General features: G+C 72.8%; 15 protein-coding genes. 6 read left to right on the top strand and 9 right to left on the bottom strand.

What is annotated here, in order from left to right; genetic code table 11:
* The first annotated feature begins 4 nt into the window (after positions 1-4).
* The 5 genes from ACIP89_RS17185 to ACIP89_RS17165 all read left to right on the top strand — a co-directional run bounded on the left by ACIP89_RS17185 (position 5) and on the right by ACIP89_RS17165 (position 4,852).
* Positions 5-1,318: a Gfo/Idh/MocA family protein gene (locus tag ACIP89_RS17185; RefSeq protein WP_401927461.1), complete on the top strand. Its 1,314-nt coding sequence runs from the start codon at positions 5-7 to the stop codon at positions 1,316-1,318.
* Positions 1,315-1,992 (top strand): phenylalanine--tRNA ligase beta subunit-related protein, encoded by a 678-nt coding sequence (locus ACIP89_RS17180; protein ID WP_402115503.1) that lies wholly within the window; start codon positions 1,315-1,317, stop codon positions 1,990-1,992. The genes ACIP89_RS17185 and ACIP89_RS17180 overlap by 4 nt, the downstream gene beginning before the upstream one ends.
* Positions 1,993-2,130: 138 nt before the next feature.
* The gene (locus ACIP89_RS17175) at positions 2,131-3,621 is read left to right on the top strand and encodes an anthranilate synthase component I family protein (RefSeq protein WP_402115501.1); all 1,491 of its coding nucleotides are present in this window, start codon (positions 2,131-2,133) and stop codon (positions 3,619-3,621) included.
* Positions 3,618-4,217 (top strand): anthranilate synthase component II, encoded by a 600-nt coding sequence (locus ACIP89_RS17170; RefSeq protein WP_401932274.1) that lies wholly within the window; start codon positions 3,618-3,620, stop codon positions 4,215-4,217. The genes ACIP89_RS17175 and ACIP89_RS17170 overlap by 4 nt, the downstream gene beginning before the upstream one ends.
* Positions 4,187-4,852, top strand: a complete 666-nt coding sequence (locus ACIP89_RS17165) for a flavodoxin family protein (RefSeq protein ID WP_073737137.1) — start codon at positions 4,187-4,189, stop codon at positions 4,850-4,852. The genes ACIP89_RS17170 and ACIP89_RS17165 overlap by 31 nt, the downstream gene beginning before the upstream one ends.
* A 36-nt stretch (positions 4,853-4,888) precedes the next feature.
* Here the strand turns inward: ACIP89_RS17165 and ACIP89_RS17160 are convergent, their stop codons facing one another.
* The 8 genes from ACIP89_RS17160 to ACIP89_RS17125 all read right to left on the bottom strand — a co-directional run bounded on the left by ACIP89_RS17160 (position 4,889) and on the right by ACIP89_RS17125 (position 13,921).
* The gene (locus ACIP89_RS17160) at positions 4,889-6,160 is read right to left on the bottom strand and encodes an amidohydrolase family protein (protein WP_401927453.1); all 1,272 of its coding nucleotides are present in this window, start codon (positions 6,158-6,160) and stop codon (positions 4,889-4,891) included.
* A 2-nt stretch (positions 6,161-6,162) separates the two neighbouring features.
* Complete coding sequence (locus ACIP89_RS17155; RefSeq protein ID WP_402115500.1) at positions 6,163-6,873, bottom strand: hypothetical protein; 711 nt, start codon at positions 6,871-6,873, stop codon at positions 6,163-6,165.
* 8 nt (positions 6,874-6,881) lie between these two features.
* Positions 6,882-8,294, bottom strand: a complete 1,413-nt coding sequence (locus ACIP89_RS17150; RefSeq protein WP_401927451.1) for a phenylacetate--CoA ligase family protein — start codon at positions 8,292-8,294, stop codon at positions 6,882-6,884.
* Positions 8,295-8,485: 191 nt separating this feature from the next.
* The gene (locus tag ACIP89_RS17145) at positions 8,486-9,139 is read right to left on the bottom strand and encodes a phosphoribosylanthranilate isomerase (protein WP_401927448.1); all 654 of its coding nucleotides are present in this window, start codon (positions 9,137-9,139) and stop codon (positions 8,486-8,488) included.
* On the bottom strand, positions 9,136-10,419 hold the full coding sequence (locus ACIP89_RS17140) for an MFS transporter (protein WP_402115498.1): 1,284 nt from the start codon (positions 10,417-10,419) through the stop codon (positions 9,136-9,138). Before ACIP89_RS17140 ends, ACIP89_RS17145 begins: the two co-directional genes overlap by 4 nt.
* Entirely contained in the window at positions 10,406-11,674 is a 1,269-nt protein-coding gene (locus tag ACIP89_RS17135) for an acetyl-CoA carboxylase biotin carboxylase subunit family protein (protein WP_402115496.1), read from the bottom strand. The genes ACIP89_RS17140 and ACIP89_RS17135 overlap by 14 nt, the downstream gene beginning before the upstream one ends.
* Positions 11,675-11,711: 37 nt before the next feature.
* A complete protein-coding gene (locus tag ACIP89_RS17130) occupies positions 11,712-12,908 on the bottom strand; it encodes an ATP-grasp domain-containing protein (protein ID WP_401932267.1) in 1,197 nt (398 codons plus the stop codon).
* Positions 12,905-13,921 (bottom strand): Gfo/Idh/MocA family protein, encoded by a 1,017-nt coding sequence (locus tag ACIP89_RS17125; RefSeq protein ID WP_401927439.1) that lies wholly within the window; start codon positions 13,919-13,921, stop codon positions 12,905-12,907. The genes ACIP89_RS17130 and ACIP89_RS17125 overlap by 4 nt, the downstream gene beginning before the upstream one ends.
* A gap of 307 nt (positions 13,922-14,228) precedes the next feature.
* Between ACIP89_RS17125 and ACIP89_RS17120 the strand changes: the two genes are divergently transcribed.
* Positions 14,229-14,999, top strand: coding sequence for a 3-oxoacyl-ACP reductase family protein (locus tag ACIP89_RS17120; protein ID WP_401927437.1), 771 nt, complete (start codon positions 14,229-14,231; stop codon positions 14,997-14,999).
* Positions 15,000-15,097: 98 nt separating this feature from the next.
* Here the strand turns inward: ACIP89_RS17120 and ACIP89_RS17115 are convergent, their stop codons facing one another.
* A complete protein-coding gene (locus ACIP89_RS17115) occupies positions 15,098-16,774 on the bottom strand; it encodes a phytoene desaturase family protein (RefSeq protein WP_401932264.1) in 1,677 nt (558 codons plus the stop codon).
* Positions 16,775-16,782 lie beyond the last annotated feature (8 nt).

Here is a 16,782-nt window from a genome sequence, read left to right as displayed (position 1 = left end):
CGTCATGCGTATCGGAGTGATCGGCCTGGGCGTCATCGCCCCCTTCTTCCTTCAGGCCATCGAGGACGATCCGGAGCTGCGGCTGACCGCCGTCTGCGATCTGGACCGCCGGAAACTGGACGGATTCGCCCCGGGGACCGAGGTCTTCGCCGACCACCGCGAACTCCTCGCCTCCGGACTGGTGGACGGCGTGGTCGTCACCCTGCCCAACCACGCGCACGCCCCGGTCGTGGCCGACGCCCTGCGGGCCGGGGTGCACGTCTGCTGCGAGAAGCCGCTGACCGTCCGCGCCGAGGACGCCCACCACCTGGTGCGGCTGGCCGAGGAGCACGCCACCACCCTGTTCACCGCCTTCCACCGCCGCTACAACACCCATGTCCAGCGGCTGGCCGCCCAGTCGGCCGACCGTTCGCAGATCTCGCACGTCACCAGCCGCTACCAGGAGAAGATCGAGGAGCACAGCGGCAGCGAGGGCTGGTACCAGGACATCGACCGCTGCGGCGGCGGCTGCGTCATCGACAACGGCCCCAACGCGCTGGACGCCCTGGAGACCGTCCTCGGCCCGCTCACCCTGACGGACGCCACGATCGGGGACGTCCGCTCCGGCGTCGAGTTCTGCGCCGAACTGCACCTGGCCACCACCGACGGCATCCCGGTCCTGGTGGACCTGGACTGGGCGCTGGAGACCGGAGAGCGCAAGGACATCACCGTGCACCTCAAGGACGGCCGGCAGCTGTACGCCGACATGCTGGACGGATTCGAGGCGTTCAAGTCCTCCCTCGACCACGAGTACGCCGGGATCATGGAGGACTTCCACCGCACGGTGCGCGACGGCCGCAGCGGACCGGACCGGGGCCCGCACATCGTCGACCTGGTCGAGGAGGCGTACGGCATCGGCCGCACCCGGGAGGAGCGGCTGCGGATGGCCGCCAAGGAGCCGGTACCGGCCCATCTGGTGAAGCTGCTGTTCCACCGGCGCACCGACCGGGGCATGCGGCTGTCGCCCTGGCAGTCGCGCTGCGTGCGCGCCGGGGACGTACACGAACTGGTCACCACCACCGACCGGCCCGCCACCACCGGGGACCGGGTCGACCACGTGGGGTTCCTGGGCTTCGCGGAGTTCGGGGCGGGCACGGTGATCGAGCGGGGCGACGTGGTGACGGGCCCGCACGGGCCGATCGGACGGGTGGCCGGATTTGACGAGTGCCACGCGCCGAACCACTACAACATTCTCATCGACACCGAACGCGTCCTCACGGCAGAGGACTTGAACCTGCATACCCTGGACACCCTCACCTTCTCCGGAGGAACCCGATGACCGCCACCGCACAGGGCACCCCCACCTTCCGCAGGGTCGACGTGACGCCGGAGGCCCGCGAGCGGGTGCCCGGGGTGCACGTACTGACCCTGGAGGCGGACATCGGTGCCACCGGCCCCGCGGCGGCAGAGGCGGTCTGGACCGAGGCGCACGCCCGGTGGAACGGCAAGAGCCGCGCCGAGGTGCGCGCCGCCCCCCACGTCGCCGCCTACCGGGAGCTGAGCCGGCTGCTCGGCACCCACCCCGACAAGCGCCCGCCCTCCGTGCAGGCCCTGATCGACCGGGGGCTGCGGGCCAAGCCGCTCGGCGCCTGGCCCCGGATCAACCCCGCCGTCGACGCGGTCAACGCGGTGGCGGTCCGCACCCTGGTCGCGCTCGGCCTGTTCGACCGGGACGCGCTCGTGGGCGAGGTGGGGCTGCGGCTGACCGACGGCACCGAGGAGTTCACCGCCCTCGGCGCGGACGGCCCGGTGACGCTGGAGGCCGGCGGGCTGGTCCTCGCCGACGAGGAGCGCGTGCTGTCGCAGTTCGCACACCGCGACGGCGTGCACCAGGCGGTCACCGGCTCCACCCGCCGGGTGCTGCTGCTGGCCTGCGCGGTCCCCGGCGTCAGCGAGGACACCTGCCGGGACGCGCTGCTGGAGGCCGCCGCACTGCTGCGCGGGGACAACTAGCACCACCGGGGCCCCCGGGCGGGCGGCGAGTGGTCCGCCGCCGCCCCGGGCCAGTGGACTGCTCCGCCGGTACGCGCAGTTGGTTGGCTGGTGCCAAGGCACCGCCCCCCCCCGCGTACCGGAAAGAGACCGCCCACGATGACCATCACCGCAGTCGAGCCCGCAGCACCGCCCCGGGCGCACCCCGCACCCGTGCGGGTGAGCGTGGCGCGGACCCCGCTGCCGCCGCACGCCCCGCTCGCCCTGGCCACCGAGCTGCGCAGGCTGCTCGGTGAGGACCAGGTGTTCCTCTTCGAGAGCCTGGCCGGCCCCGACGAGGACTGCCGCTTCGCAGCCGTCGGCGCCGAGGCCCTCGCCCGGATCACCGTGCGGGACGGACAGGCCGTGCTGGACGGGGCACCGGAACTGGTGGACCGGCTGCACCCCCTGGTGGACCGCGCCGCCGGGAACGTCCAGCGGCTGCTGGAGACGCTGCACGGGGCCTTCGCCGTGGAGACCGACGTACCGCTCGACAGCTACGCCTTCGGGTTCCTCGCCGTGCTCGGCTACGAGGCCGCCTGGCACCTGGAGCAGCTGCCGCCGCGCGGTCCGGCCCAGGACCCGGAGATCACCCTCACCCTCTTCCGGCACGTCGTCACCTACCGCCTGGACACCGGAGAGAGCGACCAACTACAGGCACTGGCGCCTGAGTTCGGCGGCCCCGGAATGCTGGGTGACGGTCTCGCGGGGCTGGTACGGGCCCTGCCGGACGACGCGGAAACCCCGCCGCCGGCCGCCCCCGGGACGTACGCGGTCCGCCGCACCGTCCGCCGCGAGGAGTTCACCGAGCGGGTGGAGCGCTGCCTGGAACACATCAGGGCCGGCGACGTCTACCAGATCCAGATCGGCCACCGCGTCGACGTGACGACGCCCCTGGCGCCCCTCGACGCCTACCGGCGGCTGCGCCGGAGCAACCCCTCGCCGTACATGTACCTGGTGCCGTGGGCGGGCCGCACCCTGGTGGGGGCCAGCCCCGAACTGCTGCTGCGGATCGAGGGCCGCACCCTGGCCATGCGGCCCATCGCCGGCACCACCGCGCGGGCCGCGGACCCGGTGGAGGACGCCCGCGGGGTGGCCGCGCTGCACGCCGACGAGAAGGAGCGCGCCGAGCACATCATGCTCGTCGACCTGTGCCGCAACGACGTGGCGAGGGTCTCCGTACCGGGTACCCTCGCCGTCGAACGGATGATGGTGGTCGAGCACTTCGCCCAGGTGCACCACCTCGTCTCCACGGTGAGCGGCCGACTGGCCGACGGCGCCGACGTGTTCTCCGCGCTGCGCGCCACCTTCCCGGCCGGCACCATGACCGGGGCGCCCAAGGTCCGGGCCATGGAGCTGATCCAGGAGATCGAGGGCCGGCCGCGCGGCGCCTACGCGGGCGCCCTCGGCCTGATCGACGTGCGCGGACAGGCGGCGACACTCGCCCTGTGCATCCGTACCGCCGTCCACGACCCCGTCACCGGCAGCTACGCGCTCCAGGCCTCGGCCGGGGTGGTCGCGGACTCCACGGCCGACGGCGAATGGCGCGAGACGCTGATCAAGATGAGCGCCGTGTACGCCGCCCTGACCGGCGAGGGGCTCACCGCATGAGAATCCTGCTCGTCGACGCACGCGACAGCTTCGTCCACATCATCGACCACTACCTGCGGCAGCAGGGCGTCCGCACCGACCTCGTCACCGCCCACGCGCACACTCCGGCCGAGCTGGCCGCCCGCCGCCCGGACGCCGTGGTCCTCGGCCCCGGCCCCGGCCACCCCGCCGACTCCGGCCATCCGGAGCTGGTGCGCCACTTCGCCGGCAAGGTCCCGCTGCTCGGGATCTGCCTGGGCCACCAGGCCATCGGGCTCGCCTTCGGCGGCCGGATCGAGCGGGCCACGCGCACCGTGCACGGCAAGACCAGCCGCCTCGACCACGACGGCTCCGGGGTCTTCGCCGGACTCGCGGACGGCACCGAGGTCACCCGCTACCACTCACTGGCCGTCGCGGACCCGCCGCCCGCCGCGCTCACCGTCACCGCGCGGGCCCGGGAGGACGGCTGCGTGATGGGACTGCGCCACCGCCAACTGCCCGTCCAAGGAGTGCAGTTCCACCCCGAGAGCATCACCACACAGACCGGACACGCGTTCATCACCAACTTCCTCGAAGGGATACCGCCATGGCAGACCACGGTCCCTGGGCGTCGATAGCCGCCCTGAACGGCTCCGAGCGGCCCGACGGGCTCACCGGGCGGGTGCTGCGCATGCTGGCCGCACAGGCCGCTGAGCACGGCGTGCACCTCGATGTGATCCCGCTCGCCGAGTACGACATCACGCCCTGCGGACCCTGCGGCGACTGCAACATACGGCCGCTGCCCTGCGCCCAGGACGACGACGTCCCCGCCCTGGTGGACCGGATGATCCGGGCCGACGGAGTGCTGTACGCGGCGCCCGTCCACGGGTTCGGGCTGGCCGGAGTGATGCAGAACTTTATCGAGCGCGCCGGGGTCGGACACCTGCGCTTCGACCGCCCGCTCGCCAACAAGGTGGCCGGGGTCGTGGTCACCGGCCGCCGCTACAGCCACGACCGGGTCTACGGGCAGCTCATCGACAACGTCCTGCTCAACCGGATGATCGTGCCGGGCAGCGGCTTCCCCGCCTTCGTCCAGGACCAGTTCGCACCGGGTGAGGACGAGGAGGGCCTGGCGGCGGCGCGCGGGCTGATGGACCGCATGATCGACCTGCTGCGCATCCTGCTCCTCCCGCACGCCGGCCGGGGCGACACCGCCCGGCTGCTGTCACTGCCCCGCAACGAGAGGGCCGGGCTGCTCAGCCCCACGGGGTGAACAGCCCGGCCCGGCAGACCGGTTCGGCAGCCCGGTTCAGCGCACGGGCGGCGCCACGGGTCCCGCCACGTGGTCCCCGCCGATCAGCACGGACCGCAGGGACTCCTTGTCCTGGAGCACCGTCAGGTCGGCCGCCGGGTCACGGTCCCGGACCACCAGGTCCGCGAGGCGCCCAGGGGCCACCACTCCGGCGTCCGCACCGCGTCCGGCCAGCTCGGCGCCGTGGGCGCAGGCCCACTTGAGGACCGTCTCCGGCGCGATGCCCGCCCGCTCGACGTACATCACCAGCTCGTCCGCGTACGTGCCGTGCGGAGTCCAGGCGAAACCGAAGTCGTCACCCGGGACGATCTTCAGTCCGAGCCCCTCCGCCCTGGGCAGGAAGCGCAGGGTGTTCTCGATCTCGTCCTTGAAGTCCAGGGACTCCAGATAGTCCGGGGCCTTGCCGAACCGTTCGCCCAGGGCGAGCAGCCGGTCGGGCTGGAACAGGCTCGGCACCACGAACACGCCCCGCTCGGCTATCTCGTCGAGCGCCCGGTCGTCCGCGTAGGTGGCGTGGTCGATGACGTCGACCCCGGCGGCCAGCGCGTTGCGGATGCCGGCCAGCCCGCGGGAGTGGGCCCGCACCCGGGCGCCGCGCCGGTGCGCGGTCTCCACGACCGTGGTCAGCTCCTCACGGGTGAAGAGCAGTTCCTCGGAGCGGGCGTTGGGGAACGTGTCGTCGCCGGAGGAGAACACCTTGATGATCTCGGCGCCCTCGTCGATCTCCTCCTCGGTGTACTTCACCAGGTCCCCGAGGACGTCCACCACCGGCATCAGCTCCCGGGGCATCCGCTCCTTGAGCTCGGGCGAGCGCCGTCCCGGCGGGCCGGAGACCATCAGGTCGCGGCTGCACGGGGTGATGCGCGGGCCCCGGATGGCGCCGGCCGCGATGGCGTTCTTCAGCGCCATGTCGATCCCGGCGACCGAACCGGCTCCGACGAACGCGGTGTATCCGCAGGTCAGCAGGTCCGCGGCGTGCCGGGCGGCGTGCATCGCGACCTCGGGCACCCGGTACTTGAACAGGGTCTCGCGGCCGTTGGTGACATTGACGTACGCGATGTGGGTGTGGCCCAGCGTCATGCCGGGCAGCACGGTGGCACCGGCCAGGTCCCAGCGGACGAAGTCGCCCTCCGCGGGCGCCTGCCCGGCCGGCAGGACGGCCTCGATCCGCTCGCCGTCCAGCAGCACCGAGCGGGCGGGCAGCGAGGCGCGGCCCAGGCCCTCCTGGACGGTGACGTCGTGCAGCAGCAGTCGGCGGTCAGTGGTCATGATCAACTCCCCAGGGTATGTCGGAGGGCGGACTCGGGCCGGGCGAGTACCGCGGGCCCGAACACCATCCAGACCATCGGGACGCCCGGCCGTGAGACCTGGAACCGCAGCCGGTGCGCGGCCCGGCCGGGCTCGTTGGTGACGGCGGCGTCCGCGCGTCCCTCCGAGACCAGCTGGGCGGCGTGGATGGTGGACTCGGCGGGCACCCAGGCGATCTCGTAGCCGCCCCGCCCGCCCTCGGCCCCGTCCAGGAGCTCCACCAGGCGCCGGGTCTCGTGCAGGGTCGCCAGCCGCAGGACACCCTCGCGCAGCCCGGTCCCGTAGGAGGCGATGCCGTACTCGGGGGTCGGGGTGGAGAACGTGGCGTCCAGCCGCAGCCGGGGCGACCAGAAGAACCGGGTCGCGCACTCGGCGGCCCCCGGCACCAGGGCGTAGGCGGGGCCGCCCCGGCTGCCGACGGCCGCGAGGAGCTCCTCGAAGGAGTCGTACGGCACGGCCTCCACCTCGGGTCCGCCGAGGTGGGCGAGCCGGTAGCCGAGGCGGCCGAGGGCGACCATCGAGGTGGTGCCGTCCGGGCCGAGGGTGCCGATCCGCAGGGTGCCGGACCGCAGTAGCGGCGAGTGCGGTATCCGGGCGGGTTCCCACAGGATGGGGAACGGTGTCGGATCGGACCGGTCCCCGGTGTCGAGGGTGTAGCCGTGAGGATGCAGCATCGGTTCGGTCATGCGCGGTGCCCCCGTGCCCCGGCCAGCCGGCGTGCGGCGGCCGTCTCGTGATCGACGGCGGTCCGCCGGTCGTGGATGCGTGCGGCCTTCCAGCTGACGAAGGCGCCGGTCGTGGTGACCGGGTCCAGCTCCTCGGGCAGCTCCACCCGGCAGCGCACCCCGAGGGAGTCCGCGACCCGCGCCGCGTGCGCGGCCGCCAGCCCGGGTCCGGGGCCGTCCGGCAGGTCGAGCCGTACGGTGATCAGGTCGTCGCCGTCCGCGTCCCGGTCGATGACGACCTGGTAGCCGTAGCTGTGGTCGATCCGCTGGAGCACGGCCCGCTCGACCTGCCAGGCCTGGAAGCTCCGGCCGCCGAGCACGATCCGGTCGCGGGTGCGGCCGACGACCCGCATCACCGGGCCCCGGATGCCGCAGCCGCAGTCGTTGGCGGCGAGTTCGACGAGGTCGCCGGTGCGGTAGCGGATCAGCGGCTTGATGCCGTCGATGAGCATGGTGACGACGAGTTCGCCGGTGCCCCGGTCGCCGAGCGCGGCGCCGGTGTCCGGATCGACCAGCTCCGCGATGTAGTTGGGCCGGGCCAGGTGCAGCCGGCCGTGGGCGCAGGCCGAGGCGACGACCAGGGTCTCCTGGGAGCCGTAGAGCGCGTTGTAGGTGCGGGCGCCCCAGGCCTGGTCGATCTGCCGGGCCAGGTCGGGCGTGCACATCTCCCCGGTGACCAGGAAGACCTTCACGCCGAAGTCCCGGCGCGGGTCGAGCCCCTGGGCGCGGGCGGCCTTGGCCAGCGAGAGCGCCACGTTCGGGGTGCAGAACACCACCTCAAGGGCCAGGTCCCGGATCAGCTGGAGCGCCTTGGGGAAGCCGATGACGGGGGAGTACGGCCAGATCTTGGCGACGGCGGAGCCCACGTTGCGGGCCACGTCCCCGAGGGTGTCACCGAGCGAGTGCACCTCGGTGGGGCCCATCACGCCGACGCGCGGGGCCCGGTCACCGAAGACGTCCGCGAAGATGTTGCGCCAGCCCTCCGTCACGTGGGCGTTGGAGGCGATCACCTCGCGCGGGTCACGCGGGCAGGGCGTGGCCGGTCCGGTGGTGCCGGTGGTCTCGTAGTAGAAGCACGCCTCGTCGAGGTCCCGGCTGAGGATGTCGAACATGGCCGTGCGCAGATCGTCCTTCGTGGTGAAGGGCAGCGCGCTCAGCCCGTCGAGCGTGAGCGCCTCGGGACGCACGTCGGCCAGGTGCCGGGCGTAGAAGGGCGAACCGCTCCGGGCGAGCGCGACGACCTCGCGCAGCTGCCGCTGCGCCCACGCCCGCCACTCGTCCTCACCCAGCTCACCCGAGGTGTACCGGTCGTGCAGGGCGAGATAGCGCTCGACGAAGTCGTGGTGCTTCCCGGAAGCGGGCAGCCACATGGATCCCCCAGGTGGATCGGCGGTTGAGGTGGACGAAGTGCCGTGCACCAGGTGGGTGCCCGGGTGCTCCCATACGGGTCCGGGAAGCGGCCATCCGATAGTGCGGGCCGGGTCGGCCCGTCCTCAATCCGCCTTAGGAGACAGTCCGTTCGCACTTGGAGGCAGTGCGGTGGCGGGGTGTCGCGGGGTGGTTACGGGAGCGCCGCGGCCTCCGTCACGAAGCGCTCGATCAGCGCCGGGTCCTTGACCCCGCGGGAGCTCTCCACGCCGCTGGAGACGTCCACCCCCCAGGGCCGCAGCCCCGCCACCGCCCCGGCGACGTTGTCCGGGTTCAGCCCGCCGGCCAGCAGCCACGGACCGGCGGGGGAGCCGCCGAGCGCGGCCGGGTCCCAGCGCTCGCCGGAACCGGGGCTGGGCGAGTCGATGATCAGCAGGTCCTCCCCGTACGCACCGCTCTCCAGCGGCGCCCCGCTCCCCGGCGACGCGGCCCGGATCAGCCGGAACCCGTCGGCGCGCAGCGCGGCGAACGCCTCGGGCGGCTCCGAGCCGTGCAGCTGCACGGTGTCGACGCCCGACTCGGCGGCGGCCCTGCGCACCTCTTCGAGCGGCTCGCCGCGGAACACGGCGACCGTGGCGGTGCCCTCCGGCACCTCGGCGAGCAGCGCGCGGACGGCGGCCGGGGTGACCTGCCGGGGGCTCGGCGTGAGGACGAAGCCGATCGCGTCGGCCCCGGCCCCGACGGCGGCCGCCACATCCTGCGGGCGGCTCAGGCCGCACACCTTGACGTACACATCTGCCTCCTGGAAGCGGAACGGGAAACGGTCGATCACCGTACGGCGGTTCATGACCGTACGGCGGTGCGGGAGCACAGGAACACCAGGGCACCGGCGGTCAGCCCGCCCGCCGTCACGGCCAGCGCGGCACGCGGGCCGACCGCCGCCGCGAGCAGTCCGCCGAGCAGCCCGCCCAGCGGGATCACCGCCCAGGTCAGGAACCGGAAGGTGGCGCTGACCCGGCCGATGAGTTCGGCGGGCACGGTCGCCTGGCGCAGCGTGATCGAGTGGATGTTGAAGACCGCGATGCCGAAGCCGTTGAGGACGTAGCCGACCCCGAGCAGCAGATGGCCGGTGCCGCTGCCGGAGCCGGGCGCCAGCGGCAGCAGCAGGGTCGCGGCGGAGGCCACCACCATGCCGAGGACCATCGTGCGGCCGACCCCGAGCCGGGACCCGAGCGGGCCCGCGGAGAGCGCGCCGCCGAACGCGCCGAGGCTGCCGACCGCGATGATCACGCCGAGACCGGCCGGGCCGAGGTGCAGCTCCCGGATGCCGTAGAGCGGGAAGACGACCAGGACGATGTCCCAGAGCAGGTTGTACCAGGACGCGTGCAGCATGATCACCCGCAGCAGCCTGCTGTGCAGCGTCATGCGCAGCCCGGCGGCGATCTCCTTGCGGATGGAGGGGCGGGCACCGTCCGGGCGGACCGGCGGGGTCTCCGGGGTGCGGATGCGCAGCAGCATGACGGCCGAGAAGAGGTAGCCGGCGCAGTCGACCAGGATGGCCACGGGCGCGGTGAGCGCCTGGATCAGTGTGCCGCCGAGCCCCTGCCCGGCGGTCTCCGCGACCGAACGGCTGGCCTGGAGCTTGCTGTTGCCGTCGACCAGCTGCTCCTTGGCCACCAGCGAGGGCACGTACGCCTGGTACGCCACGTCGAACAGGGCGGTGAGCACTCCGGTGGCGAACGCCACGGCGCACAGGGCCCAGACGCCCAGCCCGCCCAGCCCGCCCAGCCAGGCGAGCAGCGGCACCGCGGTGAGGATCGCGGCCCGCCCGAGGTTGGCGGCGATCAGCAGCGGGCGGCGGCGCACCCGGTCGGCCAGCACTCCGGCGAACAGGGTGACGCAGAGCACCGGCAGGTACTGGGCGCTGTTCAGCAGCCCCAGCTGGGCCGGGCCCGCGTCGAGCAGCACGATCGCGGTGACCGGCAGGGCCAGTTCGGTGACCCGGGAGCCGAGCAGCGAGACCGTCTGGCCGGCCCACAGCCTGCGGAAGTCCCGGTGGTGCCAGAGTCCGCGCGGCGGCTCGGGGGCCTGCTGCCCGGACCGGTCCAGGAGCTCAGAGGACGACATGGGCCGCCTCCCGGACTGCCGGACCCCTGGTGTCGGTGGAGTGCTCGTCGAGCGGGTGCCAGTCGAGCCGGTAGGAGGCCATCGTCTGCCGGATCGCCGCTTCGACCTCTTCGGAGGTGCCCGCCCGGTAGCGGAACGTGCCGGCGGTGTGCACGGCGCCGCCGTTGCCGCTGAGCACGGTGCCGGGGGGCGGCAGCGTCTCGGCGTACAGCTCGGGCACCCGGTCCACCAGTGAGGTCACCGATTCCACCACGGCCGGGCGGACGGGCGGTTCGGGCATCATCAGGTACCCGGCGACCGGCCCGGCCAGGTCCATCGGCTCGATTCGGAGCTCCTCGCCGAGCTGCACCAGCGCGGAGGCGGCGACCAGGTCGATCCCGTACACCTCCTCCCAGACGTAGCGGACCTGTCCGCCGCCGGCCCGTGCCCCGATCTCCAGGAATACCAGGTCGTCGCCCGCGGTGCGGAACACCTCCAGGTGGAAGACGTCGTCGGTGAGCGCGAGCGCGGCGCAGACCCGCTCCGCGAAGGCGGTCACCCGCTGTTCGAACTCCGGGTCGTCGTTGGCGACCGAGCTGAAGGCGGTACCGGTGGCGAAGTCCAGGCAGCTGGCGCCGCAGCGCCAGGCGCGCGAGGTGAGGAGTTCGCCGCCCTTCACCACCCCGTCGATCTGGTAGAGCACCCCGTCGATGAACTCCTCGCACTGGGCGTCGGACAGCTCCGCGCCGTCCAGCAGGGCGGCCAGCCGGTCCTCGGAGCTGACCACGTGCACACCCTGGCTGTCGGCGCCCGCACGCGGCTTGAGGACGAACGGGTAGCCGTGCCGGTCGGCGAACTCCCGTACCGCGTCGGCGGTCGGTGTCTCCCGGAACTCGGGAACCCGCAGCCCGGCGGCCGCGACCAGGCCCTTCATCACGACCTTGTCCCGCACGGCCGCGACCTCCGCGGGGCCGCGCCCCGGGATGGAGAAGTGCGAACGGATCTCGCCCGCCGCCTCCAGGTCGAACTCGGAGAGCGCCAGTACGTGCGTGAACGGGCCGTACAGGCCGATGAGCCTGGCCGTCTGCGCCAGGACCTCCGCGGTGTCGGTGAGATCGGAGACCACCCGGATGGACTCGGCCAGTTCCCCGTCGAGCGGCTGCCGGCCGGCGGCGGTGGTGAGGTAGGCGATGCGGTCGGTGGTGTGGTCGAGGTAACGGTGGTACTCCGCGAAGGAGTTGGCCCAGCGGTTGAGGATCAGGACGTGGCGGTTCATCGGTTCTCCGGATGGTCGGTACAGGCGTGCGGGTCGTTCAGCTGAAGGTCACGGCGCGCTCGGCACGCCGCAGTACCCCCGCGGTCTCCCGGTACGAGGCGCCCGCGGCGAGCACGTAGCCGAGCCGGCCGGAGGAGCTGCCGGGCTCGGACAGCGCACTGCCCGGCGGCAGCAGGACGGCTATCTCCCGCACCCGGGGATCGGACTCGATCACCGGGTCGACGCGGAACTCGCGGTAGGTGTCGAGGCCCGGCCGCAGGAAGTAGCGGATACCGGCCCGGGTGCCGGAACGGGCCTTGACCGGTGCGGGGTTGGGCAGGCCCAGATAGCAGCGCAGCATGATCTCGTACAGGTCGTGGCCGCGGGCCAGCCGCAGCAGCTCCGGGATACGGTCGCCGGGCAGCCGGGCCGCGACCTCCATCAGCAGCGGGCCGCGTGCGGACATCCGCAGCTCGGCGTGGAACGGCCCGATGCCCAGGGCGACGGCCTCCAGGACCCGGACGACGTAGGAGCTGATCCGCCGGGCCGTCCGCGCCTCCAGCTGGGCCGGCACGATGTGCCCGACCTCGACGAAGTGCGGTTCCTGCCCGAGGATCTTCTCCGTGATGGCGAGTACGTGCACCCGGCCGTCCTCGACGTACCCCTCGACGCTGTACTCCGGCCCCTGGACGTACTCCTCGACCAGTACCAGCCCGGCGCCCCGGCCGGAGCGCAGCGCCCGGCGGAACGCGCCGACGGCCTCCCGCTCGGAGCCCACCCGGCGCACGTCGAGGCTCCCCGACTGGTCGACCGGCTTGACCACGCACACCGGCCCGAGCTCCGCGTACGCGGCGGCGGCGGACCGCGAGCCGGAGACGGTCCGGTAGCGGGGCTGGTCGAGGCCCGCCGCGTCCACGGCCCGGCGCATCCGGTGCTTGTGGCGCAGCGGCGCCACGCCGTCCGGGGGGATGCCGGGCAGGCCGAGCGCGGCGGCGGCGTGGGCGGCGAGCGAGACGAAGTGCTCGAAGCCGGGCAGGACCGCGTCGATCGGGGACTCGGCGTGCAGGGCGCGGATCAGTTCGAGCACGGCGGCCTGGTCGCAGGTGTCCGCGGTGATCACCCGGTCGGCCTTCCCCGGGTCCTGGCCGGGCCCGGTGGCGGAGCTCAGGACGATGACGGTGTGCCCGAGCTCGTGCGCCCGGGTCACCAGCTCCCGCCCGGAGGAGCGGGGCTCGATGATCAGGACGGTGCTCATGCCGCTTCCTGCGGGACGGTGGTGCCGGAGGCCGCGAACGCCGCGGTGCGGGCGGTGTCCAGGAGTTCCATGGACTCCAGGTGCAGGGCGAGATCGCTGCGCGGTGCCGGGCGCTCGCCGTGGAAGTGCTCGTAGGCCTGCTCGATGAACCGGGTCAGCGGGGCGTCCTGGACGACCGTGCGGACCGGGCGTCCGGCGATCCGGACCTGGCCGAAGTCGTCGTCCCCGGAGACCGGGTAGTCGGCCACGAGGGTGCCCTCGGAGCCGTGGATGTGCAGCCGGCGGCGGCGTACGGGCGAGGCCAGATCGGTGTACAGCGTGGTCCGGACGCCGGAGGTGTGCAGCAGTTCGACCTCGGCGCCGCCCATCCTGTCGAGCCGGCCGAACGGCAGCGGCAGGTCCCAGCCGCGTGACTCGGTGACCTCAGCGACGGACCCCGCGAGGTGCAGGGCGAGCAGCAGCTGGTGCGGCAGCTCCACCTCGAAGGCGCTGCCGTGGCCCTGGGTCTGCAGCGAACGGCGGAAGCGCGGCTTGCTCTGCTCCATGTGGTACGAGACCGGCTCGCCGATCGCCCCGGAGGCCACCAGCTCCTCCGCGGCCTCGGTGACCCTGCTGGACGGCCAGACGCTCATCGGCAGCACCACGGAGCCGGTCGCCTCCGCGAGGTCCACCAAGTAGGCGGCGTCCTCGATGGTGTTGGCGATCGGCTTCTCCAGGATGAAGCGCTGGGCCCCGGCGCGCAGGAGCTGCTCCATGCAGTCCCGGTGCGCGTTCGGCGGCACGGCCACGTGGAAGACGGCGTCGGCCACCCGGTGCCCCGCCGCCCACAGCTCGGCCACCGCGCCGCGGATGTCCGGTACCCACTCCCCTCCGATCACCTCTGCGGGACGCGGGTCGACGGCGATCACCAGGGACCGGCCGCCGGTGATGTCCCGCAGCGCCCGATGGTGGAGATCGCGGCCCGCATGCCCGTATCCGACGATGACGGAAGGTGAATTGCCTTTCTTCCTCATCTGTTTACCGCCCTTCGCTGTCGTAGTGAAAAGAGCGTCGCAGTGGTTCGGCAGATGCAGCCAGGCCAATTCCCGTGACCCGCGCCGGACCACTTGGGAATGGTTCGTCCGGGCACGGCGGTGCGCCGAAAGGAACACGGGGAGGCGCCGAGGTGGCATCGGAAGAATGGCCTCCCCCGCACCGCCGCTGGATACGCTTGTTCGGATATTCGGTATTCGCTTTTCCCTGCACGGAATTCACTGAACGTCACATTGCGCTCACGGAATTACCGCGTCCGTTCAATTCATCTGGAGAAGGAGACAGTCGATGACCCTCGAAGGCCGGGCAGCTCTGGTCACCGGTGGTTCCCGCGGCATCGGGCGGGCCATCGCGCTCCGTCTCGCCGCCGACGGGGCCGCGGTCGCCGTGAACTACCGCTCCCGAAAGGACGAGGCCGAACGCACGGTCGAGGAGATCACCGCACTCGGCGGGCGGGCCATCGCCCTCCAGGCCGACGTGGCGGACCCCGAGGCCGCCCAGCGGCTGGTGGACGAGACGACGGCCGGCCTCGGCGGGCTGCACATCCTGGTGAACAACGCCGGGGTGGCCCGCGACGGGCTCATCTTCGACCAGTCGCCCGAGGACTGGTGGGAGGTGCTCCGGGTCAACATCGGCGGCGTCTACCACTGCACCCGGGCGGCCGCCGGGCACTTCATGTCCCAGCGCGACGGCAACATCATCAACATCTCCTCCGTCATGGGCGAGGGCGGCTGGGTCGGCCAGTCCAACTACTCCGCCTCCAAGGGGGCCGTCAACTCCTTCACCCGGGTCGCCGCCGTCGAACTGGCCCGCTTCGAGGTCCGCGTCAACGCGGTCCTCGCCGGGTTCACTGAGACGGACCTGATCGGCGGACTGCTGGAGAAGGACGGCGGCCGGGCCATCAAGCGCCAGCTGCCGCTTCGCGAGTTCGCGACGCCGGAGCAGGTGGCCGGCGCCGTGTCCTTCCTGGCCGGCGAGGACTCCTCGTACATCACCGGCGAACTGCTGCGGGTGGACGGCGGCTGGGCGGGCCAGCTCGGTCTGGGACGGGCCAAGTAGCCCACCGCTCGCCCACCACTCGCGCACCGCTCGCCCACCAGGAAGGCCCCGTAGCCACCCACCGGCTACGGGGCCTTCCTGGTGCCTGTCCCCGGCGGTCAGCCGATCCGGGCCAGGCCGCGGGCGTTACGGCGCTGCGAGCCGCGCGAGACGGCCAGCGGGTCCCAGCCGTCCGCGCGCTCCGGGAGCAGGCCGGGGTCGCCCAGGAGCGCGCCCCCGTGGACCTCGGCCATCAGGGCGCGGCCCAGGATCTGCCCGGCCAGCACCATGCCGCCGACCGCCGAGCCGGTGATCCCGGTGCCGTGCCGGGTGTTGGTGCCCACCACGTGCAGCCCCTCGATGGTGGTGCGGGTGTCGGGGCGGCTGCCCGTACCGCCCCACTGGGCCAGCCCGTACGGCGTCCCGCCGGTGGCCAGCGTGTAGCGCTCGTGGGTGATCGGGGTCGCCGTCTCCAGGTGCACGATGTGGTCGCGGAACGGGCCGAGCACCTCCTCCGCCGTACTCAGCATCGACGCGGTCAGCTCCGCCTTGCGCTCCTGGTAGCCCCCGTTGCGCCGGTAGCGCTCACCGGCCGCGGGCCCCTCGTTCACCCCCCAGTACTCGTAGCCGGGCGGACACAGCGTCATCACCTGGAAGTTGCTGTGCCCCGGCGGGCAGACGGCCGGCGTGTCCGGGTCCTTCAGCGAGGCGAACGACGCGAACAGGAACGGCACCGGACTGATGCTCTCCTTCTCCAACTGCTCGTAGTAGCCCTCGATGTCGTCGTCCCGGTACCACCACAGATTGGCGTTCGGACGGGCCGGCAGCTCCTTGTCGAGCGCGACGTAGAGGGTGGCCAGCGGCAGCGCCATCCTCGCCTGCCGGGTCCGGGAGACCACCCGGCGGCCGAAGTGCTCCTCGCCCACCAGGTCCAGCACCGTCCGCGAGTAGTCCGCGTTCGACACCACCAGCGGGGCGCGGTGGACGTCGCCGTCCTTCATCCCCACCCCGGTGACCCTGCCGTCCTCGACCAGGATGCGCTCCACCCGGCTCCTGGTCCGCAGCTCCCCGCCGTGCGCCTCAAGGCCCTCGACCAGCGCGGCCGCGAGCACCTGGCCGCCGCCCTCCGGGTAGTAGGCGCCCCGCAGATAGTGGTCGGTGACGGCCGCGTGGGTGGAGACGGTGGCCTGGCGCGGCCCCATGCCGTAGTTGGGCGACTGGGCGGCCAGCACGGTACGGGCCCGCGGCGACAGCCCGCAGTGGTCGAAGAGCTCGGTGAGCGTACGGCGCCCCCACTCGGCGGTGACCGGCGTACGCGCCAGCAGCTCCGCCAGCGAGGACCCGCCGTCGGACAGCATCATCGAACGGGTCTCCGCGGCGACCGACCGGCAGATCCCGGTGAACCGCACGATGCCCGCGCTCTGGTCCGGCAGCGCCTCCGTCAGCCGCTTCGTATAGGCCTCCCAGCCGACCGGAACGTCCACCGTGAGGCCCGGGATCTCGATCCGGTCGAAGCCGTTCCGGTCCATCTCCCGGTAGGAGACCCGGCCGTCGAGCCCCAGCCCGGAGAAGATCGCCGGCAGCACTCCGTCCGGCCCGCAGTCGCCCAGGTAGTGGACGCCCACGTCGAACTCGTAGGCCCGGCGGCGGCGGAAGACATGACTGTTTCCCCCCGCCACGTCGTGCTGCTCCAGTACGAGGACGCGGCGCCCGCTCACGGCCAGGTACGACGCGCACACCAGGCCGCCCATGCCGCTGCCGACGACTATCGCGTCCCACTCATCCCGCTTCACCATGGGGCTCA

The organism is Streptomyces sp. NPDC088730 (genome assembly GCF_044751215.1).
In the GTDB taxonomy this organism is placed as follows: Bacteria; Actinomycetota; Actinomycetes; order Streptomycetales; family Streptomycetaceae; genus Streptomyces.
Note: the sequence above shows the minus strand (reverse complement) of the source record. Positions and strands in the feature narration are given on the sequence as shown.